General features: G+C 69.3%; 21 protein-coding genes, 1 tRNA gene and 2 pseudogenes. 19 read left to right on the forward strand and 5 right to left on the reverse strand.

Annotation, left to right across the window (positions count from 1 at the left end):
• The first annotated feature begins 5 nt into the window (after window positions 1-5).
• Genes FVO59_RS13685 through FVO59_RS13700 form a run of 4 tightly spaced genes read left to right on the forward strand, consistent with a single transcriptional unit; the run spans window position 6 to window position 4353 of the window.
• Window positions 6-1895, forward strand: coding sequence for an acetyl/propionyl/methylcrotonyl-CoA carboxylase subunit alpha (locus tag FVO59_RS13685; protein WP_182253127.1), 1890 nt, complete (start codon window positions 6-8; stop codon window positions 1893-1895).
• The gene (locus FVO59_RS13690) at window positions 1892-3064 is read left to right on the forward strand and encodes an acyl-CoA dehydrogenase family protein (protein ID WP_182253128.1); all 1173 of its coding nucleotides are present in this window, start codon (window positions 1892-1894) and stop codon (window positions 3062-3064) included. Before FVO59_RS13685 ends, FVO59_RS13690 begins: the two co-directional genes overlap by 4 nt.
• Before the next feature lie 9 nt (window positions 3065-3073).
• A complete protein-coding gene (locus FVO59_RS13695) occupies window positions 3074-3553 on the forward strand; it encodes a MaoC family dehydratase (RefSeq protein WP_182253129.1) in 480 nt (159 codons plus the stop codon).
• Complete coding sequence (locus FVO59_RS13700; protein WP_182253130.1) at window positions 3550-4353, forward strand: HpcH/HpaI aldolase/citrate lyase family protein; 804 nt, start codon at window positions 3550-3552, stop codon at window positions 4351-4353. The genes FVO59_RS13695 and FVO59_RS13700 overlap by 4 nt, the downstream gene beginning before the upstream one ends.
• 12 nt (window positions 4354-4365) lie before the next feature.
• Here the strand turns inward: FVO59_RS13700 and FVO59_RS13705 are convergent, their stop codons facing one another.
• Window positions 4366-4953, reverse strand: coding sequence for a histidine phosphatase family protein (locus tag FVO59_RS13705; protein ID WP_182253131.1), 588 nt, complete (start codon window positions 4951-4953; stop codon window positions 4366-4368).
• 9 nt (window positions 4954-4962) lie between these two features.
• Window positions 4963-5826 carry a Sir2 family NAD-dependent protein deacetylase gene (locus tag FVO59_RS13710; protein ID WP_182253132.1) on the reverse strand — a complete coding sequence of 288 codons (864 nt, stop codon included), beginning with the start codon at window positions 5824-5826 and terminating at the stop codon, window positions 4963-4965.
• A 61-nt stretch (window positions 5827-5887) separates the two neighbouring features.
• Between FVO59_RS13710 and FVO59_RS13715 the strand changes: the two genes are divergently transcribed.
• Complete coding sequence (locus FVO59_RS13715) at window positions 5888-6697, forward strand: TrmH family RNA methyltransferase (RefSeq protein ID WP_182253133.1); 810 nt, start codon at window positions 5888-5890, stop codon at window positions 6695-6697.
• 22 nt (window positions 6698-6719) lie between these two features.
• On the opposite strand, the gene FVO59_RS13720 is transcribed toward FVO59_RS13715, so the two are convergent.
• Window positions 6720-7547, reverse strand: a complete 828-nt coding sequence (locus FVO59_RS13720) for an SGNH/GDSL hydrolase family protein (RefSeq protein ID WP_182253134.1) — start codon at window positions 7545-7547, stop codon at window positions 6720-6722.
• A gap of 103 nt (window positions 7548-7650) precedes the next feature.
• Between FVO59_RS13720 and FVO59_RS13725 the strand changes: the two genes are divergently transcribed.
• The 4 genes from FVO59_RS13725 to FVO59_RS13740 all read left to right on the forward strand — a co-directional run bounded on the left by FVO59_RS13725 (window position 7651) and on the right by FVO59_RS13740 (window position 11887).
• Window positions 7651-9393, forward strand: a complete 1743-nt coding sequence (locus FVO59_RS13725; RefSeq protein WP_182253135.1) for a DEAD/DEAH box helicase — start codon at window positions 7651-7653, stop codon at window positions 9391-9393.
• 130 nt (window positions 9394-9523) lie between these two features.
• Window positions 9524-10609 (forward strand): VIT1/CCC1 transporter family protein, encoded by a 1086-nt coding sequence (locus FVO59_RS13730; RefSeq protein WP_182253136.1) that lies wholly within the window; start codon window positions 9524-9526, stop codon window positions 10607-10609.
• 93 nt (window positions 10610-10702) lie between these two features.
• A complete protein-coding gene (locus FVO59_RS13735) occupies window positions 10703-11158 on the forward strand; it encodes an SRPBCC family protein (RefSeq protein WP_182253137.1) in 456 nt (151 codons plus the stop codon).
• 6 nt (window positions 11159-11164) lie between these two features.
• Window positions 11165-11887, forward strand: a complete 723-nt coding sequence (locus FVO59_RS13740; protein ID WP_182253138.1) for a glycosyltransferase family A protein — start codon at window positions 11165-11167, stop codon at window positions 11885-11887.
• Between the two features lie 41 nt (window positions 11888-11928).
• Here FVO59_RS13740 and FVO59_RS13745 read toward each other — a convergent pair.
• Window positions 11929-12013 (reverse strand) — tRNA-Leu (locus FVO59_RS13745).
• Between the two features lie 112 nt (window positions 12014-12125).
• On the opposite strand from FVO59_RS13745, the gene FVO59_RS13750 reads away from it, so the two are divergent.
• Together FVO59_RS13750 and FVO59_RS13755 are read left to right on the forward strand one after the other, a co-directional pair.
• Window positions 12126-13421: a M20/M25/M40 family metallo-hydrolase gene (locus FVO59_RS13750; protein ID WP_182253139.1), complete on the forward strand. Its 1296-nt coding sequence runs from the start codon at window positions 12126-12128 to the stop codon at window positions 13419-13421.
• A 52-nt stretch (window positions 13422-13473) separates the two neighbouring features.
• Window positions 13474-14303: pseudogene (locus tag FVO59_RS13755) on the forward strand (undecaprenyl-diphosphate phosphatase).
• 4 nt (window positions 14304-14307) lie between these two features.
• On the opposite strand, the gene FVO59_RS13760 reads toward FVO59_RS13755, so the two are convergent.
• Window positions 14308-15153, reverse strand: a complete 846-nt coding sequence (locus FVO59_RS13760) for a PAC2 family protein (RefSeq protein ID WP_182253140.1) — start codon at window positions 15151-15153, stop codon at window positions 14308-14310.
• A gap of 77 nt (window positions 15154-15230) precedes the next feature.
• On the opposite strand from FVO59_RS13760, the gene FVO59_RS13765 reads away from it, so the two are divergent.
• The 8 genes and pseudogenes from FVO59_RS13765 (at window position 15231) to FVO59_RS13800 (ending at window position 23377) form a co-directional block, all read left to right on the forward strand.
• On the forward strand, window positions 15231-15917 hold the full coding sequence (locus FVO59_RS13765) for an HAD family hydrolase (protein WP_430736306.1): 687 nt from the start codon (window positions 15231-15233) through the stop codon (window positions 15915-15917).
• The gene (locus FVO59_RS13770) at window positions 15914-16924 is read left to right on the forward strand and encodes a tRNA (adenine-N1)-methyltransferase (protein WP_182253142.1); all 1011 of its coding nucleotides are present in this window, start codon (window positions 15914-15916) and stop codon (window positions 16922-16924) included. The genes FVO59_RS13765 and FVO59_RS13770 overlap by 4 nt, the downstream gene beginning before the upstream one ends.
• 10 nt (window positions 16925-16934) lie before the next feature.
• The gene (locus FVO59_RS13775; RefSeq protein ID WP_182253143.1) at window positions 16935-17846 is read left to right on the forward strand and encodes a hypothetical protein; all 912 of its coding nucleotides are present in this window, start codon (window positions 16935-16937) and stop codon (window positions 17844-17846) included.
• A 53-nt stretch (window positions 17847-17899) separates the two neighbouring features.
• A complete protein-coding gene (locus FVO59_RS13780) occupies window positions 17900-18835 on the forward strand; it encodes a helix-turn-helix transcriptional regulator (protein ID WP_182256840.1) in 936 nt (311 codons plus the stop codon).
• The gene (locus FVO59_RS13785; RefSeq protein ID WP_346265674.1) at window positions 18832-19821 is read left to right on the forward strand and encodes a helix-turn-helix transcriptional regulator; all 990 of its coding nucleotides are present in this window, start codon (window positions 18832-18834) and stop codon (window positions 19819-19821) included. The genes FVO59_RS13780 and FVO59_RS13785 overlap by 4 nt, the downstream gene beginning before the upstream one ends.
• 31 nt (window positions 19822-19852) lie before the next feature.
• The gene (tatA, locus tag FVO59_RS13790) at window positions 19853-20086 is read left to right on the forward strand and encodes a Sec-independent protein translocase subunit TatA (protein ID WP_182253144.1); all 234 of its coding nucleotides are present in this window, start codon (window positions 19853-19855) and stop codon (window positions 20084-20086) included.
• Between the two features lie 62 nt (window positions 20087-20148).
• Window positions 20149-20910, forward strand: coding sequence for a twin-arginine translocase subunit TatC (tatC, locus tag FVO59_RS13795; protein WP_182253145.1), 762 nt, complete (start codon window positions 20149-20151; stop codon window positions 20908-20910).
• Window positions 20907-23377, forward strand: a pseudogene (locus FVO59_RS13800) (DEAD/DEAH box helicase). The gene tatC and the pseudogene FVO59_RS13800 overlap by 4 nt, the downstream one beginning before the upstream one ends.
• The last annotated feature ends 7 nt before the right edge of the window (window positions 23378-23384 follow it).

Here is a 23384-nt window from a genome sequence, read left to right on the forward strand (position 1 = left end):
CCGCCATGACCATCGACACCGTCCTCATCGCCAATCGGGGCGAGATCGCCCGTCGCATCATCCGAACCGTGCGGGAGCTCGGCATGCGCAGCGTCGCCGTATACAGCGATGCCGACGCCGAGGCACCGCACGTGCACGAGGCTGATGAGGCGATCCACATCGGCGGATCGGCGGCCGTGGACTCCTACCTGAGGGTGGACGCCATCCTCGCGGCTGCTGAGGCGACGGGGGCGCAGGCCATCCACCCCGGCTACGGGTTCCTCTCGGAGAGCGTGCAGCTGGCCCGCGCGTGCGCCGCGGCAGGCGTGATCTTCATCGGGCCGGGCGAGAGGGCGCTCCAGATCATGGGCGACAAGGCCACTGCGCGTGAGCATGTCGCGCAGCACGGCGTACCCGTCGTACCCGGTTTCAGCGCCGCAGACCTCGATGACGAGCAGATCCGGGTCCGCGCCGACGAGGTCGGCTACCCGCTGCTGGTCAAGCCCAGCGCCGGCGGCGGCGGCAAGGGTATGGAGATCGTGCGCTCTGGCGACGAGCTCGCCGGAGCACTGGCCACTGCGCGGCGAGTCGCATCGGCCGCCTTCGGCGACGACTCGATGGTGCTCGAACGTCTGGTCCAGAGGCCGCGTCATATCGAAGTGCAGGTGTTCGGAGACACGCACGGCAACGTCGTGGCCCTCGGCGAGCGCGAGTGCACCCTGCAGCGTCGTCATCAGAAGGTGATCGAGGAGGCTCCGGCCGCATCGCTGCCGGACTCGGTGCGTCGGCGTCTGCTCGATGCCGCCGTCGCCGCGGCCGGGAGCGTCGACTACGTCGGAGCGGGCACGGTCGAATTCCTCGTCGATGCGGATGCCCTCGACGACGTCTTCTTCATCGAGATGAACACCCGCCTGCAGGTCGAGCACCCCGTCACCGAGGAGGTGACGGGCCTGGACCTCGTCGCGCTGCAGCTGCACATCGCGGCTGGAGGGGCGATCGATCCAGCCCCCGCCGTGCGCGGCCACGCGGTCGAGGCGCGAGTGTACGCCGAATCGCCGGAACGGGGCTTCCTGCCGTCGACGGGGCAGGTGCTGCTCTTCGACCCGCCGCGAGACGTGCGGGTGGACGCCGCGATCGAGACCGGCTCGGAGATCAGCGGGTTCTACGACCCGATGATCGCGAAGGTGGTCGCGCACGGTCCCAACCGGGCCACCGCGCTGCGGCGGCTGGACAGCGCACTCGCCCGCACCGTCGTGCTCGGCGTCGACACGAACATCGGCTTCCTGCGTGCCCTGATCCGCGACGAGCGGGTGATGAGCGGCGATCTCGACACGGGTCTCATCGAGACCATGCTGCCGTTCCCCGCCGCACAGCCGACCCCCGCCATGCTCGCCGCCGCCGCGCAGGCGCTGCAGGCGGGCCGCACCGGCACGGTGGCGGACATCTGGCATCAGCTGCCTGGCTGGCGTCTGGGAGGTGCAGCCACTGCGGCCCGCACGGTGTTCCTCACCGACCAGGACGAGCAGGTGGAGGCACCGGCAGCGTACGCGCGCGGCATTCCGACCGCGACCGACCGCGACGGGGCCGTCTGGGTCTTCGCCGACGGGACCACGTCGCGCCTTCGTCCGCTGTCGCGCCGCGCGCGCATGCAGCGCCGCCTGGCCGAGCAGGAGAAGGCGTCGGGCCCGCGCGAGCCGGAGGGTCGTGCGCCCATGCCAGGCAGCATCGTGGCCGTTCATGTCGCGGACGGCGACACGGTGCGAGAAGGAGAGCCTCTCGTCTCGATCGAGGCGATGAAGATGGAGCATCCGGTGCTCGCGCCGCACGACGGCACGGTGCACCTGCTGGTCGCCCTCGGCGACCAGGTGCGCCGGGATCAGCCCGTCGCACGAGTGAGCGAACAGGAGACAGCATGAGCGCCAAGACCGAACTGACCGGTGTCGACCTGAACGAGGAGCAGCAGGAGCTCGCGGCCATGGTGCGCGAGTTCGCAGAAGAAGTCGTCGCACCGCAGGCATATGAGGCCGATCGCTCACACACCCTCAACCTCGGCGTGGTCCGCCAGATGGGGGAGATGGGGCTGTTCGGACTGCCCTTCTCGGAGGAGTACGGCGGGCAGGGCGGCGACTATCTCGCGCTCGGTCTCGCGATCGAGGGCCTGGCCCGCGTAGACCAGTCGCTGGCGATCACGCTCGAGGCAGGAGTCAGCCTGGGGGCGATGCCGATCTACCGTTTCGGCACCGAGGCGCAGAAGCAGGAGCACCTGCCTGCTCTGCTCGCCGGTGAGGCACTGGCCGGCTTCGGCCTCACCGAACCCGAGGCGGGCAGCGATGCGGGCGCCACGCGCACCACCGCGCGCCTCGAGGGCGGTGAATGGGTGCTCAACGGCAGCAAGCAGTTCATCACCAACTCGGGCACCGACATCACACGCTTCGTCACCATGACCGCTGTCACGGGCGAGACCGACGGGCGCAAGGAGATCTCAACGATCATCGTCCCGAACGGCACCCCCGGCTTCACCGTCGAGCCCGCATATGACAAGGTCGGGTGGAACGCGTCCGACACCCACCCCCTGACCCTGCAGGACGTTCGGGTCCCCGAGGACAATCTTCTCGGCGAGAGAGGCCGCGGCTTCAAGAACTTCCTGAGCATCCTCGACGAGGGCCGCATCGCGATCGCCGCGCTGGCGACCGGAGCGGCCGAAGGATGCCTCGAGGCGGCGGTCGACTACGCAGGCAAGCGCACGGTGTTCGGCTCCGCCCTGAGCACACGTCAGAACGCCCAGTTCACCCTGGCCAGGATGCGTGCGCGAGTGCACACCGCCCGCCTGGCATGGCATCATGCCGCGCGCCTGCGCGACGCGGGCCGGCCGTTCGCCGAGGAGGCGGCGATCGCCAAGCTCGTCTCGAGTGAGGCGGCGATGGACAACGCGCGCGACGCGACCCAGATCTTCGGCGGCAACGGGTTCATGAACGAGTATCCGGTGGCACGTCACTACCGCGACTCGAAGATCCTCGAGATCGGCGAGGGCACCACAGAGGTGCAGCTGCTCGTCATCGCCCGCTCACTGGGTCTCGCGGGATAGCCTGCGAGCATGACCGACATCGTCCAGCGGGGACTGTACTTCGAGGAGTTCGAGGTCGGAGCGCGCTACCTGCACCGGCCGGGGCGCACCGCGACCGAGGCCGACAACGTCCTCTTCACGACCCTCACCATGAACACGCAGGCGCTGCATCTCGATGCGGCGTTCGCGGACGGCCAGCAGCCGTTCGGGCAGCGGCTGATGAACTCGATGTGGACGCTGTCGACAATGGTCGGCTCGTCGGTCGCACAGCTCACGCAGGGGACTCTGGTCGCACAGCTGGGGCTCGGCGACATCTCATTCCCGCATCCGCTGTTCCACGGTGACACCTTGTACACCGAGAGCGTGATCGTCGACAAGCGGCTCTCGACATCGCGCCCCGGTCAGGGCATCTGCACCATCGAGCACATCGGGCGCAACCAGGACGGCGTCGTCGTGGCGAAGGCCACGCGCACCGCGCTGATGCGCTGTCTGCCTGAGGAGGAGCAATGAGTCTCGACATGGGACCCGCCCTGCTGTTCTGCCCGGCCGACCGACCCGAGCGCTTTGACGGGGCGCTGCGGAAGGCGGATGCGGTGATCCTCGATCTCGAGGACGCGGTGCTCCCGGCTGCCAAGGCTCAGGCGCGCGAGAACATCGTCGGCGCCGATCTCGACCCGGCTCGCGTGATCGTGCGGGTGAATGCGCCCGAGACCGCTGATTTCGAGCTCGACCTCGAGGCAGTGGGCCGGACACCGTTCCACACCGTCATGGTGGCCAAGAGCGAAGACCCCGCGGCGTTCGACTCGTTCGCCTCCGGGTACGCGCTGATCGCGCTGTGCGAGACGGCGCGGGGCGTCCACCGGGCGGGCGACATCGCCGCTCACGAGCGGACCGTCGGCATGATGTGGGGCGCCGAGGACCTGGTCGCATCGCTGGGCGGCATGTCGAGCCGCTTCCCCGACGGGCGCTACCGCGATGTCGCACGCACGGCGCGCGCTCAGGTTCTGCTGGCTGCCGGCGCCTACGGTCGCACCGCGGTCGACGCCGTGCATCTCGACATCGACGATGTCGACGGGCTCGCGGCCGAGGCCGCGGACGCCGTGGCATCGGGTTTCGGGGCCACCGCCTGCATCCATCCGAAGCAGGTCCCCGTCATCCGCGACGCGTACCGACCCGACGAGGAGTTGCTCTCGTGGGCTCGTGCCGTGCTTGCCGCAGCCGAGGGGGAGCGGGGCGTGTTCCGACACGAGGGACGCATGATCGACGAGCCGGTGCTGCGGCACGCCAGAGCTGTTCTCAGCCGAGGCTGAGTCGCCCGGCGGTCAGAGGACGACAGCCTCTTCGAGCAGCCGCAGCGCGTCCGGCGACGCCTCGAAGCGGTGCAGGGATCCGTTGCCGAGCACGCTGCCGAGTGCGGGAAGCGTGCCGCCCGAGGCGTGGTCGATGAGCGAGCGGATGACTCCGCCGTGAGTCACGACGATCACCGATTCCGCGATCGGAGCCGACCGGCGTCGGGCATCGCGTGCGATCCGGTGCAGTGCGGCCATGGCGCGGACGCACACGTCGTCGAGTGACTCCGCGCCGGGAACCTCGCCGTGCCAGTCGCCGTAGGCCGCGATGTAGTCCTTGACGAGCATTCCCTCGCCGATGCCGAACTCCCGTTCCCGCATGTCCGTCACGAGAGTGGGAGCCGCGAGGCCCAGCTCGCCGGCGATGATCTCGGCGGTCTCCTTCGCCCGCTTGAGCGGGCTCGCGTAGATGGCGTGGTGCTCGGCGCGGGCGAGCTTGTGCGCGGCGTATCGCGCGTCGTCCCTGCCGGTGTCGTTGAGGGGGATGTCGGTCGTGCCTTGAATCCGACGCGCGAGGTTCCAGTCGGTCTGTCCGTGGCGGACGAGTGTCAGCAGGGTCACGAGTCGAGCCTAGGCGAGCGCACCTCGGAGCGAGCCGAGACGGGCTGCGAGCGCCGTGAGCACCTCCGTCGTCCCACCCGCGATGACCTCGTCCGCCCAGTCGTCCGCTCTTGTCGGCTCGTGGTTGACGATCACGATGGGCATGCCGCGTCGTCGCGCACGTTCGATCACCCGGATACCGGAGTTGACGGTCAGCGACGTCCCGGCGACGACGAGTGCCGACGACGCGTGCACGAGGGACTCGGCCAGGGCGAAGCGCGCAGTCGGAACGAACTCGCCGAAGTACACGACGTCGGGCTTGAGCATGCCCTCGCAGATCTCACAGCTCGGTATGACGAATCCCTCGGTGCTCTCCGGCGACACGTCGCCGTCGGGGTTGAGCACGATGTTCTCCGGCACCAGGATCCACGGATTGAGCCGCTCGATCCGCTCGGCGATCGCGCGGCGGTCGTACACCTGGCCGCAGTGCAGGCAGAGCGTGCGGTGCATGGTGCCGTGCAGCTCGACCACGCGCCGGCTGCCCGCGCGCAGGTGCAGCCCGTCGACGTTCTGCGTCACCACTCCCGTTGCGGCTCCGCTCCGCTCCAGCGAGGCGAGCGCGCGGTGGCCGCCGTTCGGATCGGGAGTCGTGAAGGCCCGATACCCGAGGTGCCCGCCGAGCCAGTAGCGGCGACGCGCCGCCTCGTCCGAGAGGTACATCTGGATCGTCATCGGCTTCGCACGCGGCGGTGCGCCCGCGCCCCGGTACGCGGGGATCCCCGAATCGGTCGAGATGCCCGCGCCCGTCAGCACCGCGAACGGGTGCTCCTGCAGCAGCCGGGCCGTGCGGTCGACGGCCTCGACTGTCTGATCGGGGAGGGCGAGCGATTGCACTCCGGAAGTCTAAGCGCGGTCGATGGGCCGCGGGGCGGTTTCGACCTGACAGCATGGACGGATGCAGCTGCACCACCTCGCCGATCCGCACGATCCGGTGCTCGACGACTACCGCGCGCTCACCGACACCGCTCTGCGCCGAGTGCGTGAGCCGGCCGGCGGACTGTACATCGCGGAGTCCGCGAAGGTGATCGAGCGCGCGCTTCACGCCGGTCACCTGCCACGCTCCGTCCTGACGCAGCAGAAGTGGACGGATGCCGTTGCCGACCTGCTCGGCGAATTCGACGTGCCCGTGTACGTGGTGGCGGACGACGTGGCGGCGAAGCTCACCGGATTCGCCGTGCATCGCGGGGTCATGGCGGCTATGCACCGCCCGACGCCGACCCCGGTGGACGAGCTCCTTTCGGCGATCACATCGGAGCGCCCGCGTGTCGCGATTCTGGAAGGGCTCACCGACCACACCAATGTCGGCGCGATCTTCCGCTCGGCAGCCGCGCTCGGCGTGGACGCGGTGCTCGTCACCCCGACCTGCGCGGATCCCCTGTACCGTCGCGCGGTGCGCGTGTCGATGGGAACGGTCTTCCAGGTGCCGTGGACCCGCATCGACCCCTGGCCCCGGGGGATCGACGACCTGCGCGCGGCGGGGTACGTGGTCGCCGGCATGACGCTGGGGGAGGGCGCGATCTCTCTCGATGAGCTCGTCGAGGAGTCGACGGAGCGGCTCGCGCTGGTCTTCGGCACCGAGGGCGACGGCATCCTGCCGGATACCGACACTCTTCTCGACCGGCGGGTGACCATCCCGATGAGGGGAGGGGTCGACTCGCTCAACGTGGCGGCGGCCTCGGCCGTCGCCTTCTACGCGACGCGCTGAGCGTGGCGCGAAGGCGAACTGGTCAGTCTCGATCGCCGTGCAGGAACGGCATCGCATCGGGGCGCTTCGCGGCGATGTGATCGCCGGAGGACTGGTGCCGCAGGCGCCGCAGCACCCAGGGCACGAGGTGCTCGCGTGCCCAGCCGATGTCCTCGGTGCGGGCTTCGCGCCAGGTGCGCACGGGGATCGGGTCGGGCTGCATCGCCTGCAGGGCGTTCGGCACGTTGAGTGCGCGCAGCACCATGCGCGCGACCTCGTGGTGTCCGAGCGCATTCAGGTGCAGGCGGTCGTCGGCGAAGAAGCGGGTGTCCTGAATCACCTTGAGCGCCCACTGGTCGGCGACGATGCAGTCGTGCCGATCGGCGATCGCGCGCACGTTCTCGTTGTAGATCGCGACCTTGCCGCGGAACGGGCGGAACACGGGCGTGAAGTTCGTGTCGATCCCGGTGAAGAGCACGACAGCCGCACCCGTCGACGACAGACGCGCCACGGCGTCCTCGAGCTGCGCCGCGATGTCGTCGGGGTCGGTGCGAGGACGGATCACGTCGTTGCCGCCTGCGCAGATCGAGACGAGATCGGGTTTGAGGTCGACGGCAGGCTGGATCTGCTCCGCGACGATCTGCGCGATGAGCTTGCCCCGCACAGCCAGGTTCGCGTAGGCGAAGTCGTCGACGTTCTGCGAGAGCACCTCGGCGACGCGATCGGCCCAGCCGCGGTGGCCCCCGGGAGCGGCATCATCCGGGTCGCCGATGCCCTCGGTGAACGAATCGCCCACTGCGACGAACCGGCGCCACGGGTGCGGGCCATCGTTGGCGACGTACGGGGTGCGCGACGAATCCTGGTCGACCATCGTCTCTCCTTCGGCAGCTGTGCCACGGGGTGCCCTGGCACAGCATCCGAGCCTACCCCCGGGCCGAGGCGAACTGTCGGCGGGCTGGATTATCGTAGATGCGATGCTCTCTCCCTCCTTCCCTCAGCGCGCCCCGTGGGGTACCGCAGACAAGCTGAGGGCATGGCAGCGAGAGGCTCTCGAACAGTACTTCCAGGCTGATCAACGCGACTTTCTCGTCGCCGCGACCCCCGGCGCGGGAAAGACGACCTTCGCACTCACGCTGGCGGTCGAGCTGCTGCGGACGAGGGAGGTCGACCGGGTCATCGTGGTGGCCCCGACCGAGCACCTCAAGACCCAGTGGGCCGACGCCGCGGCCCGGGTGCACATCCGTCTCGATCCGCGGTTCCGCAACAGCCACTGGGCCCCTTCGCGGCAGTACCACGGTGTGGTCGTCACCTACGCGCAGGTCGCAGCGAAGTCATCGGTGCATCGGCACCTCACCGAAGACGCGAGGACGCTGGTCATCCTCGACGAGGTGCACCACGGCGGCGATGCGCTGAGCTGGGGCGACGCGATCCGCGACGCCTATTCGCCTGCAAAGAGGCGCCTGCTGCTGTCGGGCACACCGTTCCGCAGCGACACGGCACCGATCCCGTTCGTCGAGTACCTGCCCGACGAGTCCGGCGCACGCGTGTCGAGCACCGACTACGCGTACGGATACGGCCGCGCATTGGAAGACGGAGTCGTGCGGCCCGTGCTCTTCCACATGTACTCGGGCAAGATGCGCTGGCGAACCAGCGCGGGCGACGAACTCGAGGCGCACCTCGGTCAGGACAACACGAAGGACGTCACCTCCCAGGCCTGGCGCACAGCGCTGGATCCCGAGGGGGAGTGGATGCCGGCGGTGCTGCGAGCCGCGGATCGCCGACTCACCGAGATCCGCCACCACGTTCCGGATGCAGGTGGCCTCGTGCTCGCCACCGACCAGACCGTCGCGCGCGCGTACGCGAAGATCCTGTACAGCATCACGGGTCAGCAGCCGACCGTCGTGCTCAGCGACGACGCCTCCGCCTCGGAGCGGATCGAGAGGTTCAGCGCCGACGACCGGCGATGGATGGTGGCGGTGCGCATGGTGTCTGAAGGCGTCGATGTGCCGCGGCTCGCCGTCGGCGTGTATGCGACCTCGTCATCGACGCCGCTGTTCTTCGCACAGGCGATCGGCCGCTTCGTGCGCGCACGTCGTCGCGGTGAGGCGGCGAGCGTCTTCCTCCCCAACGTCCCCGTGCTCATGACGCTCGCGAACGAGATGGAGAAGCAGCGCGACCATGCGCTCGATCGCCAGACGAAGGACGACGACGGACTCGAGGACTCTCTGCTCGAGAGCGCCAATCGCGAGGACGACGCATCGGATGCCCTGACGCAGGAGTTCAGCTACCAGGCGATCTCGTCGCTCGCGCACTTCGACCGCGTCGTCTTCGACGGCAAGGACTTCGGCCAGCTCGCCGAACCCGGCACGCCCGAGGAGGAGGAGTTCATCGGGCTGCCTGGTCTGCTCGAGCCCGAGCACGTGCACGACCTGCTCATGCAGCGCCAGGCCAGGCAGAGCAAGCTCAGACAGGCACGCGAGGCCTCGACGCCGCCGGAGCAGGAATCGACCCTGCCCGCTCCGCTGCACCGTACGCTCCGTGAGCAGCGGCAGCTGCTGAACAGCCTCGTCGGCCTCTACGCCCGGCAGAGCGGCGAGCCGCATGGTGCCGTGCACGCAGAGCTGCGACGCGTCTGCGGCGGGCCTGCCGTCGCACAGGCCACGGTCACGCAGCTGCAGTCGCGCATCGATGTGCTGCGCAAGCGCGTCCGCTCCTGATCGGCCGCACGCCGGCGGCTTCTCGCGCCTCGGGTTCGGGCATCCGAAATCCTGTCAATCGCTGCTCTGACGCGGTTGGCCCACCCCGTGATCGATACCGTTGGATGTTCACCCACAGCACGGAGGATGCATGCACGCGCCCGCACAGCCCACCGACGCCGACCGCCGGCGGTGGGCCCGCTACCTGGTCGAGGAGCGCGCTGAAGGCGCCGTGTACGCCAACCTCGCGGCGCGCCGCGGAGGCGAGGAACGCGAGATCCTCCGCTCGCTCGCGGAGGCGGAGCGCCGTCACGAACAGCACTGGCTGGACCTGCTCGGCGGAGAGCCCCAGCGCCTGCCGAAGGCGGGCATCCGCTCACGATTGCTGGGCTGGATGGCCTCGCGCTTCGGATCGATCTTCGTTCTCGCCCTCGCGCAGAGCGCGGAGGCGCGGTCGCCGTACGACACCGAGGAGTTCGCCACCCCGGCGATGCGCGCCGACGAGAAGGTGCACTACGAGGTCGTGCGCGGACTCGCCGCCCGTGGCCGCCGGAGACTGTCGGGATCGTTCCGTGCCGCGGTGTTCGGCGCGAACGACGGCCTCGTCTCGAATCTCGCTCTCGTGCTCGGGATCGGGGCCACGGGCGTGAGCGGCGGCTTCGTCCTCTTCAGCGGCGTAGCGGGCCTGCTCGCAGGGGCGCTCTCTATGGGGGCGGGGGAGTTCGTCTCGGTGCGGTCGCAGCGGGAGCTCCTGGCGTCGACCGAGGAGAACAGCGACGCGGATGCCACCGCAGGAGATCTCGACATAGACGCTAACGAGCTCGCGCTCGTCTACCGAGCCCGGGGGATGGCCGAGGACGAATCGCTCGCACGCGCGCAGCGCGTCGTCGCGGCGGCGCAGGCCGGCATCCGGCGTGACGCCACCGGACCGATCGGCGTCGACTCCGGCCACGACGTCGTCGGCAGCGACTGGGGTGCCGCGATCTCGAGCTTCCTGCTCTTCGCCTCTGGAGCGATCGTCCCGGTGCTGCCGTGGATCTTCGGTCTCAGCGGACTGGCGGCTATCGCCACGGCTCTCGTGCTCGTCGGCGTCGCGCTCCTCGCCACGGGCGCGATGGTCGGGATCCTCTCCGGCGGCCCGCCGCTGCGGCGCGCGCTGCGTCAGCTCGCCATCGGCGTCGGAGCAGCGGCGATCACCTACGTGCTCGGACTCGTCTTCGGGGTCGGGGCAGTCTGACCCTACGTCAGGAGGCCCCGGCGTCAACCCCCTCCCGGGATCTGCCACCGTGCGGCTGACTGGGATCTCCATTCCCGAAGCGAGGAGTTGAAGATGCCGCAGATCATCGAGACCGTCGACGTGAACGTCCCCGTGACCGTCGCATACAACCAGTGGACGCAGTTCGAGAGCTTCCCGCATTTCCTCGACGAGGTCGTCTCGATCACGCAGATCGACGACACCCACAACCACTGGGTCGTCAATGTCGGGGGAGCCGAGCGCGAGTTCGACGCCGAGATCACCGAGCAGCACCCGGACGAGCGGGTCGCATGGCGCAGCGTCGGCGGCGAGACGGAGCACGCCGGCGTCGTGACCTTCCACAAGCTCGACGACGACACCACGCGCGTCACCGCGCAGATCGACTGGGATCCGCAGGGACTCCTCGAGAAGATCGGCGCACTGGTCGGCGCGGGTTCGCACGCGGTCAAGAAGGATCTCGAGAACTTCAAGAAGTTCATCGAGGGCCGGGGCGGCGAGACGGGCGCCTGGCGGGGCGACGTCGAAGCCTGAGCGTCGTTGCGGCTGTCGGTCGTCATCCCTGTGCGGAATGACGCGGAACTGCTGGCGCGCTGCCTGTCCGCTCTCCGTCCGCAGACCCGCCCGGCGGATGAGGTGATCGTCGTCGACAACGCGTCCTCTGATGCGTCGGCGGCGGTCGCCGCCGACGGGGGAGCGCGCGTGCTCTCGTGCCCCGAGCCCGGTATCCCCGCGGCCGCGGCGGCGGGCTACGACGCCGCGGGCGGAGATCTGATCCTGCGGCTCGACGCCGACTGCATCCCGCCTCGGACCTGGATCCAGGACACGGAGCGGCTGCTCTCGCGTTCGCCTGGGATGGTCGCGGCCACGGGATGGGCGCGTTTCGTCGACGGGCCCGGAGCTCTGCGCTGGACGGTGGATCTGTACCTCGGCGCATACACGATCGCCGCCTGGACGGCACTCGGGCATCGTCCCCTGTTCGGCTCGAACATGGCACTCAGGGCGGATGCCTGGCGCGCCGTGCGCACCGAGGTCCACCGCCACGACGCCGAGACGCACGATGATCTCGACCTGTCGTTCCACCTGGGCCGGATCGGTGCGATCGGGCGTCTGACCGGGGTTCGCATGGGCATCTCGATGCGACCGCTCCGCCCGGGCAGCGGGCTGCGCCGCCGAGTGCGCCGGGGGCTGCACACGGTGACGCTGCACTGGCCGGAGGACCTACCGCCGTGGCGTCGGCGACGCCTGCGCGAGCTGCGCTGAGACGAAGAAGGCCCCGGATCCTGAGATCCGGGGCCTTTCCGTGCGCGAGGGGGGACTTGAACCCCCACGCCCTATTCGGGCACTAGCACCTCAAGCTAGCGCGTCTACCTATTCCGCCACCCGCGCAGGTGATGAAATGTTCGTTGCCGAACGAAGAACGACTCTAGCACGCTCCGCGGGTGCGCTCGAACCAGCGCGACGCCCGGGCGTGGCTCGCCCGTTGGGTAGCCTGGGGGACATGCCCGAGACTGAGCTGCCAGAGGTCGTCCGCATCGCCCGCGACCTGATCCGCATCGATACGTCGAACTACGGCGGCGGCCGGGCGAACGGCGAACGAGAGGCAGCCGAGTACGTCGGCGCCTATTTGGAGGGACTGGGGCTCGAGCCCGAGTACTACGAGCCGATCGAGCGGCGAACCAACGTCATGGCCCGCATCGCCGGTCGTGATCCTTCGCGTCCTGCGCTGGTCGTGCACGGGCATCTCGACGTCGTGCCCGCGGTCGCCGAGGACTGGAGCGTCGACCCGTTCGAGGGCGTGGTGCGCGACGGGATGCTGTGGGGCCGAGGCGCAGTCGACATGAAGAACATGAACGCGATGATCCTCACCGCCGTCGCCGACATGCTGCGGGCGGGGGAGCAGCCCGAGCGGGACCTCATCCTGGCGTTCTTCGCAGACGAGGAGAACGGGGGCGTCGAGGGGTCGGCGCTCGTCGTGCAGCACCGACCGGACTGGTTCGCCGGGGCGACCGAGGCGATCAGCGAAGTCGGCGGCTACTCGATCAGCGTCGACGGTCGCCGCGCATACCTGCTCCAGGTCGGCGAGAAGGCTCTTCTCTGGCTGCGGCTGGTGGCGAAGGGACGAGCGGGTCACGGCAGCCGCTACCACGAGCACAACGCGGTGACCCGCCTCGCCGAGGCGGTGGCGGCGATCGGGCGCACCCGGTGGCCGATCCGGCTGACCCCGACCACCCAGGCTCTGCTCCAGGGGCTCAGCGACCTGACCGGCCGCCCCATGGATGATCCGGATGCGCTGGCGTCAGCCGCGGGCCCGGCCGAGGCGTTCCTTCGCTCGACATTCCGCACGACGACGAACCCGACGGCGCTCACCGCCGGATACAAGCACAACGTCATCCCCGAGACCGCCGAGGCGCTGATCGATGTGCGTGTGATCCCCGGCACCGAGGACGACGTGCTCGCCGAGCTGCAGCGGATCGCGGGCGACGACATCGAGATCCAGACCGTGGTGCGCGACATCGGCATGGAGACGCCGTTCGCGGGCGATCTCGTCGACCACATGGTCGCGGCCCTCGGCAGGCACGACCCTGGCGTCCCGGTGATCCCGTACCTGCTCGGCGCAGGCACCGACAACAAGGCCCTGGCAGCCATCGGCATCACCGGATACGGATTCGCCCCGCTGCGACTGCCGGCGGATCTCGACTTCACAGGCATGTTCCACGGAGTGGACGAGCGCGTGCCCGTAGAATCGCTTGTCTTCGGCCAGCGTGTGCTGGCCGATCTGCTGCGCAGCTGCTGATCGGCATCCGCTCGCACGCCACGCCCACGAAGCTCCTGTCAGAAAGCTACGCATGAACCTGCTCGAAGCGCTCATCCTCGGCATCGTGCAGGGACTCACCGAGTTCCTGCCCATCTCCTCAAGCGCGCACCTGCGCATCATCGGCACCTTCCTGCCATCGGGGAGGACCCGGGCGCCGCCTTCACCGCGATCACGCAGATCGGCACGGAGGCGGCGGTGGTCGTGTTCTTCTGGCGCGACATCGTACGCATCATCGCGCAGTGGTTCCGCTCCCTCACGGGCAAGGCGCCGCGCAACGACCCGGACGCCCGCATGGGCTGGCTGATCATCCTCGGCAGCATTCCGATCGTGGTCCTCGGCCTGCTGTTCCAGGACTCGATCGAGACGGTCTTCCGGTCGCTGTGGGTCGTCGCCATCATGCTGATCGTCTTCGGCGTGCTGCTCGGCATCGCGGATCACGTCGGCGCGAAGCGCCGTCGACTCGACCAGCTCACCTACGGGCACGGCGCAGCCTTCGGATTCGCGCAGGCGCTCGCACTCGTGCCTGGCGTCTCGCGCTCGGGCGGCACGATCACCATGGGCCTCTTCCTCGGCTACGAGCGCGCAGCCGCGGCCCGGTACGCCTTCCTGCTCGCGATCCCGGCCGTCTTCGGCAGCGGCTTCTTCCAGCTGTTCAAGCACTGGGACGACCCCGACCAGCACTTCGGCCTGGGTGAGACGTTCGCTGCCACCGGCATCGCGTTCGTCGTTGCGCTGGGCGTCATCGCGTTCTTCATGAACTGGATCTCCAAGCGCAGCTTCCTGCCGTTCGTGATCTACCGTGTGCTGCTCGGCATCGCGATCATCGTGCTGCTGCTGACCGGGGTCGTCCCGGCGGTCTGACCGCTCAGCGCTTGTCCGGACCCTCGCCGCGACGACGCAGGTAGCGCTCGAAGGCCTGGGCGATGGCATCGCCAGACGCATCGGGCGAGTCCCACGTGTCGCGCGTGCGCTCGAGCTGTCTGATGTACTCGGCCATGTCCTCGTCCTCGGCCGCTGCCGCGTCGATCGACGCCTCCCACGCCGCCGCCTCGGTGCGCAGGTGCTCTCGCTCCGGACCGATGCCGGTCAGCTCTTCCAGACGGTCGAGCAGCGCGAGCGTCGCCTTGGGCGAGGGGGAGGCGGTCGCGACGTAGTGCGGCACGCTGGCCCACAGGCTGGCGGTGGGTATCTCGGCCTGGCTGAAGAACTGGTCGAAGACGCTGAGGATTCCGACCGGACCTTCGTAGGTCGACTTGTCGAGGCCGTGCACCTCGCGAACACGCTCATCCTGGCTCGAAGCGAACACCGAGATCGGGCGGGTGTGCGGCACATCCGAGAGCATCGCCCCGATCGTGACGAGTCCTGTGATGTCGTCGCGGAGCGCGACGTCCACGAACTCGTTCACGAATGCCTGCCAGGCGCGCGCCGGCTCCGAGCCGGTGAGCAGCCACAGCTCGGGAGCTCCGCCGATCACGCGGGTCGGCCGCCACAGCGTCGCCTCAGGCCAGCGCAGCTCGCGTCGACCGTCGGGGTTCAGCCTGGTCGACGGACGGGTGTACTGATAGTCGAAGTACAGTTCCGGGTCGACGGCGTGCACCTGTTCGTACTCGCCGGCCGTGCGCAGGGCGGCGATGGCGCCGCTCGCCGCCTCGCCGGCATCGTTCCAGCCGTCGAAAGCGGCGACGATGATGCGAGAGCCGAGGACGTCCATCCCTCTCCTTCCGGGAGCCGAGTCGATCCCTCCAGGCTAGACCTCAGCGCCGAACCAGGGGCGGCGACCCGGCTAGCATGGGTGCAATGAGCAGAAAGCCCCGCGCTGTCCTGTGGGACATGGACGGAACCCTCGTCAACACCGAGCCGTACTGGATGTCGGTCGAGACCGAGCTGGTGGAGTCGTACGGCGGCACCTGGACTCACGATGACGCCCTCAAGCTCATCGGCAGCAATCTTCTCGAGAGCGGGCGGGTGCTGCAGCAGGCGGGCGTCGAGCTCGAACCGGCTGAGATCGTCGACCTGATGACCGATCGGGTCGCCGAGCGTCTGCGCACGCAGGGCGTGCCGTTCCGCCCCGGCGCGCGCGAGCTGCTCGCCGACCTGCGCGAGCAGGGCATCCCGACCGCGCTGGTGACCATGTCGCTGCGCCGGATGGCGCTCGACGTCGTCGCGCAGATCGACTTCACCGCCTTCGACCTCGTGGTCGCCGGCGATGACGTCGAACGGCCCAAGCCGTTCCCCGACCCCTACCTCACCGCCGCCGCTCAGCTGGGCATCGACATCGCGGACGCCGTGGTGATCGAGGACTCGCCCACCGGGGTCACCTCGGGCGCGGCGTCCGGGGCCGTCACGCTCGGCGTGCCGCACATGGTCTCGCTCGAGGGCTTCGGCGCCGACGAGCTGTGGCCGACTCTCGAAGGCCGCACGGCTGCCGACATCATCGATCTGCACGTTCGTCTCGCGAAGGAGGGCGCACGATGAGCGCCGCACGCCCCAGCGGTCCCTTCCGCGAGGGCGACCGCGTCCAGCTCACCGGCCCGAAGGGCCGTCTGCACACGATCACGCTGCGGGCAGACGGCGAGCTCCACACGCACCACGGCGTGCTGCGGCACGCCGACCTGATCGGCCAGCCCGACGGCTCGGTGGCGACGAACAGCTCGGGCCACGACTACCTCGCGCTGCGTCCGCTGCTGCGCGACTTCGCGATGTCGATGCCGCGGGGAGCCGCCATCGTCTACCCGAAGGACGCCGCACAGATCGTCATGCAGGCCGACATCTTCCCCGGCGCGGTCGTCGTCGAGGCCGGCGTCGGGTCCGGGGCTCTCTCGCTGGCCCTGCTCCGCGCGATCGGCCACGACGGCAGCCTCACGTCATTCGAGCGCCGCGAGGATTTCGCCGAGGTCGCGAAGGCGAACGTCGAGACCTTCTTCGGCGAGACCCCTCAGACCTGGGACGTCATCGTCGGAGACCTCGCCGAGGAACTGGCCGGCCGGCATCAGCCGGGCACGGTCGATCGCGTCGTGCTCGACATGCTCGCCCCGTGGGAGTGCATGGATGCCGTCGCAGACGCGCTCACCCCTGGCGGGGTGGTGATCTGCTACATCGCCACGGCGACGCAGCTGTCGCGGGTCGCGGAGTACATCCGCAACACCGGCCTGTTCACCGATCCCGACGCCTCGGAGACGATGGTCCGCGGCTGGCACGTCGAGGGCCTCGCCGTGCGGCCGGATCACCGCATGGTCGCCCACACCGGCTTCCTGCTGACGGCACGGCGCCTCGCGCCAGGGGCCGTGCCGCCGGAGGTGCGTCGTCGCGCGTCGAAGTCGAGCTACGGCGACGAGGACGTCGAGCTGTGGACACCAGGCGCGGTCGGCGACCGGCAGATCACAGACAAGAACCTGCGCAAGCGGGTGCGCGAGGCGCAGAAGGCCGCCGGCGGCGCGCGGGTGGCGGCAGCATCGCGCGAGGGCGAGCGGGCATCCGAATAGACTGGGGCGCGTGCGTAAAACGACCGCTGCCGTCTCGGCCCTCGCCCTCTCCACCATCGTCCTGACCGGATGCTCGGCTGCCGCGCCGACGTTCGAGGGCGCCGCCTGCGAGCGCCAGAGCTCGGCGACGCTGGAGAGCTCGGTGTCGGTCAGCGGCGATTTCGGAGCGCCCCGCGTCGATGTCGAGTCGCCCGTGCATCTCGGGAAGCTCTCTTACGCCGACGCCATCGTCGGCGACGGGCGCGCGATCACCGACGAGCGCCAGGAGGCGATCCTCGCCCGCGTGCTCGTGAACGGCACGACCGGTCAGACGATCAGCGCGCAGCTGAAGCTGTGGAGCCCCGAGTCGGCCGGCGCCGAGCTTCCCGGTGTCGATGAGGCGCTGAAGTGCGCGACCGAGGGGAGCCGGATCGTTGTGGCGATCCCTGCGTCAGAGCTGCCTGAGGGAGCCGCGCAGCAGATCGGACTGGGGTCGAAGGGCAGCCTGCTCGCCGTCTACGACGTGCGCTACACGACACTGCCCAAGGCCGACGGGTCTCCCGTCTTCAACGACGCGCCGGGGCTTCCTTCGGTGGTGCGTGCGCCCGACGGACGTCCGGGCGTGATCGTCCCCGACACCGCCGCGCCGAAGGAGGCAGTCACCGAGACGCTGCTGCAGGGAGCGCACGAGAAGGTCGGCGACGGCACGGCGCTCATCCGCTCCACCTCTGTCGGATGGACCAGTCGCAGCGTCGGACAGACGACCTGGGACGGCACCCTCACCGGCACCGACGGCCTCCCGTCCGAGGTCGCCGAGGCTGTGTCGAAGGCGCGCGTCGGATCCCAGCTGATGGTCGTCGTCCCGACCCAGTCCGGCGAGGACGCCACCGTGCACGTCGTCGACGTGCTCGGCGTCGTCCCCGAGGAGCTGACGGGCCAGTGACGCCCGCCCGCATCCCTGCCGAGGAGCGCCTGACGAATCTCGTCGTGGCGCTGATGGCCACGGAGGTCGGGCTCACCAAGCAGCAGATCATCGAGAACGTCTCCGGTTACCGGCAGCGCGTCGAGGCGGGGGCGAAGACGGACGCGCTGGAGAAGATGTTCGAGCGCGACAAGGACGAGCTGCGCTCGCTCGGCGTGCCGATCGAGACGATCGGCGACCCCACCGACCCGCAGGATCTGCGCGAGGCCCGCTACCGCATCCCGCAGGCCGAATACGATCTGCCCACAGACATCGAGTTCAGCCCGGCCGAGCTGGCGGTCCTGCGCCTCGCCGGAAGCGTCTGGAGCACGGAGTCCGTGTCGCTGGACGCACGTTCGGGTGTGCGCAAGATCCGCGCGCTCGGCATCGACGGCGATGAGCCGATCATCGGATTCGCCCCTCGCATCGCCGTGCGCGATGCCGCCTTCCCTGCCCTGCAGGAGGGCATCGAGCGCAACCGAGTCGTGGTCTTCGAATATCTGAAGCCGGGGGAGAAGGCGCCGACACGCCGTCGCGTGCGGCCACTGGCACAGGTCGAGTACGAGGCGCGCTGGCATCTCTTCGGCATCGACATCGACGCGGATGCCGAGCGCACCTTCCTGCTCAGTCGCATCGTGAGCGACGTGAAGGTGACAGCCCAGACCTTCGACGTCGCCCTGCGCGAGCGGGCGACCGAGCGCGCCCTCGCAGGGCTCGAGGCGGTCGCAGCCGCCCAGAGCGCGCTGCTCGAGGTGACGCCGGGCACCGAGGCGGCGCTGCGGCTCGGCCGGCGGGCCGCTGCGCGGGCCCAGGGCATCGCAGTGGGCTACGTCGACAGGCACATCTTCGCCGACGAGCTGGCGTCGTACGGTCCGGAGGTGCGCGTGGTCGCTCCCGCAGACCTGCGGGATGCCGTGATCGAGCGGCTCCGGGCGATCGCCGAACGCCACACGGAAGGGACCGGGTCATGAGCGCCTCAGGAGCGCCTCTGCTGGCGGCCGACCGCGTGCGGCTGTATCTCACGCTCGTGCCGTATCTGCTCGAGCGTGGTCAGGTCACGCTCGACGAGGCGGCGGCGGACTTCGGCGTCACACCCGCGGCGCTTCGCAGCATGGTCGAGAAGCTCACCGTGATCGGCCTGCCTGGCGACTCCGGCTACTGGCAGCTGCCCCAGGAGATGTTCGACATCGACTGGGAGCTGCTCGACGAGCACGACATCATCGAGATCACCAACGACGTCGCCCTGCGCCGGGTTCCCCGCCTCACGGCGCGGGAGGCCGCGGCTCTGCTGGCGGGACTGCAGATGGTCGCCTCGGTTCCTGCGGTGGCCGAGTCGGGACTGGTCAGCGGGCTCATGGCGAAGCTCTCGCGCGGATCAGCCGATGCGCCGCCCGACCTCGTCGTGGCGCCTGCCGCTGTGACCGAGGTGCAGCGCGTGGTGTCGCAGGCTCTGCACGACGGCGTCGCCGTCTCGTTCCGCTACCAGGCGCCGGATGCGCAGCCCACGACCCGCACGGTCGACCCCGCGCAGATCCGGATCGACAACGGTCAGTGGTACCTGCAGGGCTGGTGTCATCTGCGCACCGCCATGCGCACCTTCCACCTCGACCGTGTCAGCGACGCCAGGCTCACAGACATCCCGATCACCCACGCCGACGCGGCGGTGCCGGCCGCGTTCGGCGAGGGTGACGGCCCCGAGGGCGAGGTCACCGTGCGCATCCCCGAGCGGCTCGCCCCGCTGATCGGCTCCTTCCCGCAGGAGGAGCTCGAACGCGGTGACGGTCTGGTGACCCTCCGCATCCGCATGGCGGACCCTCGGGGGTCAAGCGGATCGCAGCGCGCTTCGGCGGCGCTCTCGAAGTGCTCGACCCCCCGCTGGCCCGCGCGACGACCCGCGACTGGGCTGCTGCGGGACTCGACCTCTACAACGCACCTGAGCCGCATTCCGGCCAGGTAGACTGATCGCACCCTCGATTTAGGAGTCCCACATGTTTGCTGGCCTCAACGGATGGCACCTGGTTATCCTCCTCGTCGTCATCCTTCTTCTCTTCGGCGCGGCGAAGCTGCCGGCGCTGGCCAAGAGCATGGGTCAGTCGGCCCGCGTCTTCAAGGGCGAGATGAAGGCCATGCGCGAAGAAGACGCCGCTGACCCCACGAAGAAGAAGGACGCCGCGACCGACGTCGACCCCGACGCGCCCGCCGGTCCCGATCGCACAGTCTGACCAGCGTGGCTGCGGTAGATTCCCACGCCGCGAAGGACAGTCAGCCACGCGGTGAACGGCGCATGTCGCTGGGAGCTCACCTTCTGGAGTTCCGCAAGCGCCTGATGCTCTCAGCGGCCGGCCTGCTGGTCGGCATGATCGTCGCGTTCATCGTGACCGACCCGATCATCGCGTTCATCTCCGAGCCGATCAACAGGGTGGCGGAGGAGAGCGATCAGCTCGTAGCGCTGACCTTCAACTCGGTGACGGCTCCGTTCGACCTGCGCATGCGCATGGCGTTCTCGCTCGGCCTGTTCCTTTCGGCGCCGATCTGGATGTGGCAGATCTGGGCGTTCATCATGCCAGGGCTGACCCGCAAGGAGATCAAGTACACCCTCGGCTTCCTGGGTGCCGCCCTGCCGCTGTTCTTCGCCGGATGCTACGTCGGCACGCTCATCGTGCCGCACATCATCGAGCTGATGGCGACGTTCACCCCGGAGGGGGCGCAGAACCTGTACACGGCGAAGGAGTACTACGACTTCGTCTTCAAGATGATGCTCGTCATCGGCGTCGCGTTCGTGCTTCCCGTGTTCCTGGTGGCGTTGAACTTCGCCGGCATCCTCTCGGGCAAGGCGATCCTCAAGGGCTGGCGTGTCGCCGTGCTGATCGCGACCACGTTCGCGGCCCTGGCGACGCCCGCGGCCGACGTGGTCAGCATGCTGATGCTGGCCGGCATGCTCGTCGTGCTCTACTTCGCCGCCGCCGGGCTCACCCTGCTGCTCGACAAACGTCGCCGCAAGAACAAGATCGCCGCGGGTCTCGACCCGGATCTGCCGGCAGCATGAGCTCGCCCTCTGAGCGCTACGCCGCCGCGCGAGCAGCGGCGGAGCATCCTCAGACCCAGGCGTTCGCCGGGCGACAGCGCTTCGCCCTGGACCCCTTTCAGATCGACGCGTGCTACGCCCTCGAGCGCGGCCGCAGCGTGCTCGTCGCGGCGCCAACGGGAGCGGGCAAGACGATCGTCGGCGAGTTCGCGATCCACCTCGCGATGCAGTCGACCGGCGACAAGGCGTTCTACACGACGCCGATGAAGGCCCTGTCGAATCAGAAGTTCAGGGAGCTCGTCGAGGTCTACGGAGCCGATCAGGTCGGCCTGCTCACCGGCGACACGAACATCAACGGCAATGCGCGCATCGTGGTGATGACCACCGAGGTCCTTCGCAACATGCTGTACGCCGACTCCGATGCCCTCCGTGGCCTGCGCTATGTCGTGATGGACGAGGTGCACTACCTCGCCGACCGGTTCCGCGGTCCGGTGTGGGAGGAGGTCATCCTCCACCTGCCCGAGCATGTGCGGCTCGTCTCGCTGAGCGCGACGGTCTCGAACGCCGAGGAGTTCGGCGACTGGCTCGACACCGTGCGCGGCGACACCGACGTGATCGTCTCGGAGATCAGGCCCGTGCCGCTCGAGCAGCACGTGCTGGTCCGAGACGACCTGCTGCCTCTGTTCGACGAGCGGGCCGGCATCGCGACCGCGCAGGTGAACCAGGAGCTTCTGCGAATCCGCTCTTTCACCGGTTCCCGCTACGAGAGCAACAGGCGGGCACAGGAGTATCGCAGCAGCCGGCAGGCCGGTCGCGAGGCTCAGCGTCCGCCCCGGGGCGGAAAGCGCCCCGTGCGCGCGTCGAACGTGCGTCGCATCGAGCGCATGGACCGGCCCGAGGTCGTTCGGCTGCTGGAGCGGTCGAACCTTCTTCCCGCGATCTTCTTCATCTTCAGCCGGGTCGGATGCGATGCCGCCGTTCAGCAGGTGCGCCGTGCCGGCGTCCGCCTGACCACGCAGGAGGAGCGCACGCTCATCCGCGAGATCGTCACAGACCGCACGCGCGCGCTGCAGGACGAAGACCTCGATGTGCTCGGGTTCTGGCAGTGGCGCGACGATCTCGAACGAGGGGTCGCGGCGCACCACGCGGGCATGCTGCCCGCGTTCAAGGAGGTCGTGGAAGAGCTCTTCCAGCGCAAGCTGGTCAAGGCGGTGTTCGCGACCGAGACACTCGCGCTCGGCATCAACATGCCCGCGCGCACGGTCGTGCTCGAGAAGATGGAGAAGTTCAACGGCGAGGCCAGGGTGGCCATCACGTCGGGGGAGTACACGCAGCTCACCGGGCGCGCAGGCCGACGCGGCATCGACATCGAAGGACATGCCGTCGTGCAGTGGACCGAGGGCATGGACCCTCAGGCTGTCGCGGCGCTGGCATCCCGCCGCACCTACCCGCTCAACTCCAGCTTCCGCCCACCTACAACATGGCGGTGAACCTCATCGACCGGTTCGGGCGCGCGAGGGCCCGCGAGATCCTCGAGTCGTCGTTCGCCCAGTTCCAGGCCGATCGCTCGGTCGTCGGCCTCGCCCGCAAGGTGCGCGAGGCCGAGGACTCGCTCACCGGCTATCGTGAGGCGATGTCGTGCGAGCACGGCGATTTCCTCGAGTACGCCGCCATGCGGCGCGAGCTCAGCGACCTCGAGAAGAAGGAGCGGCGGGATGCCGGGGGGCGGACCGCGCGTGACAAGCGCGACCGCAAGATCCAGGGTCTGCGCACGCGCATGCGCCGTCATGCATGCCACAGCTGCCCCGACCGCGAAGCGCACGCACGCTGGGCGGAGCGGTACTTCTCGCTCAAGCGGGACACCGACCGCATCCGCCGTCAGATCGAGACCCGCACGGGCACCGTCGCCCGGATCTTCGACCGCGTGATCGACGTGCTGCAGGTCGTCGGGTATCTCGAAGGCGAGGGCGACCGCCTCGCGCTGACCGACGCCGGTCGCACCATGCGCCGCATCTACGGTGAGCGTGATCTGCTCGTCGCCGAGTCGCTTCGCCAGGGCCTGTGGCGCACGCTCGATGCCCCTTCGCTCGCGGCGATGGCCAGCTGCCTGGTGTACGAACCGCGTCGCGACGAGCAGAACGCGGGGGAGCGGGGCCTGCCCCGAGGGGCGTTCCGGATCGCCTATGACGCGACCGCCCGGCTCTGGGCCGAGCTCGACGAGCTCGAGCACGACTACTCGCTGCCGCGCACCGAGCCGCTCGCCCCGGGACTTGCCGCAGCGATGCACGCGTGGGCGCGCGGCGGGTCGCTGGATCGTGTGCTGATCGATGCGGACATGGCTGCTGGCGACTTCGTGCGCTGGGCGAAGCAGACCATCGATCTGCTGGATCAGCTGTCGATCGTCGCGGAGGACGGCGAGCTCGCCCGCACGGCGCGCCGAGCGCTCGACGGCGTCCGTCGCGGCATCGTCGTGTACACCGCGGTGTGAACGGATG

The sequence above is a fragment of the Microbacterium esteraromaticum genome (assembly GCF_014084045.1).
Lineage (GTDB): Bacteria > Actinomycetota > Actinomycetes > Actinomycetales > Microbacteriaceae > Microbacterium > Microbacterium esteraromaticum_D.

Excerpts from the sequence above, each read along its gene's own strand:
- FVO59_RS13780 (WP_182256840.1), top strand. The coding sequence starts at position 17,900 with ATGGCCACGGAGGTCGGGCTCACCAAGCAGCAGATCATCGAGAACGTC.
- FVO59_RS13695 (WP_182253129.1), top strand. The coding sequence starts at position 3,074 with ATGACCGACATCGTCCAGCGGGGACTGTACTTCGAGGAGTTCGAGGTC.
- FVO59_RS13730 (WP_182253136.1), top strand. The coding sequence starts at position 9,524 with ATGCACGCGCCCGCACAGCCCACCGACGCCGACCGCCGGCGGTGGGCC.
- FVO59_RS13715 (WP_182253133.1), top strand. The coding sequence starts at position 5,888 with ATGCAGCTGCACCACCTCGCCGATCCGCACGATCCGGTGCTCGACGAC.
- FVO59_RS13725 (WP_182253135.1), top strand. The coding sequence starts at position 7,651 with ATGCTCTCTCCCTCCTTCCCTCAGCGCGCCCCGTGGGGTACCGCAGAC.
- FVO59_RS13685 (WP_182253127.1), top strand. The coding sequence starts at position 6 with ATGACCATCGACACCGTCCTCATCGCCAATCGGGGCGAGATCGCCCGT.
- FVO59_RS13770 (WP_182253142.1), top strand. The coding sequence starts at position 15,914 with ATGAGCGCCGCACGCCCCAGCGGTCCCTTCCGCGAGGGCGACCGCGTC.
- FVO59_RS13760 (WP_182253140.1), bottom strand. The coding sequence starts at position 15,153 with ATGGACGTCCTCGGCTCTCGCATCATCGTCGCCGCTTTCGACGGCTGG.
- FVO59_RS13735 (WP_182253137.1), top strand. The coding sequence starts at position 10,703 with ATGCCGCAGATCATCGAGACCGTCGACGTGAACGTCCCCGTGACCGTC.
- FVO59_RS13720 (WP_182253134.1), bottom strand. The coding sequence starts at position 7,547 with ATGGTCGACCAGGATTCGTCGCGCACCCCGTACGTCGCCAACGATGGC.
- FVO59_RS13690 (WP_182253128.1), top strand. The coding sequence starts at position 1,892 with ATGAGCGCCAAGACCGAACTGACCGGTGTCGACCTGAACGAGGAGCAG.
- tatC (WP_182253145.1), top strand. The coding sequence starts at position 20,149 with ATGTCGCTGGGAGCTCACCTTCTGGAGTTCCGCAAGCGCCTGATGCTC.
- FVO59_RS13750 (WP_182253139.1), top strand. The coding sequence starts at position 12,126 with ATGCCCGAGACTGAGCTGCCAGAGGTCGTCCGCATCGCCCGCGACCTG.
- tatA (WP_182253144.1), top strand. The coding sequence starts at position 19,853 with ATGTTTGCTGGCCTCAACGGATGGCACCTGGTTATCCTCCTCGTCGTC.
- FVO59_RS13785 (WP_346265674.1), top strand. The coding sequence starts at position 18,832 with ATGAGCGCCTCAGGAGCGCCTCTGCTGGCGGCCGACCGCGTGCGGCTG.
- FVO59_RS13765 (WP_430736306.1), top strand. The coding sequence starts at position 15,231 with ATGGGTGCAATGAGCAGAAAGCCCCGCGCTGTCCTGTGGGACATGGAC.
- FVO59_RS13700 (WP_182253130.1), top strand. The coding sequence starts at position 3,550 with ATGAGTCTCGACATGGGACCCGCCCTGCTGTTCTGCCCGGCCGACCGA.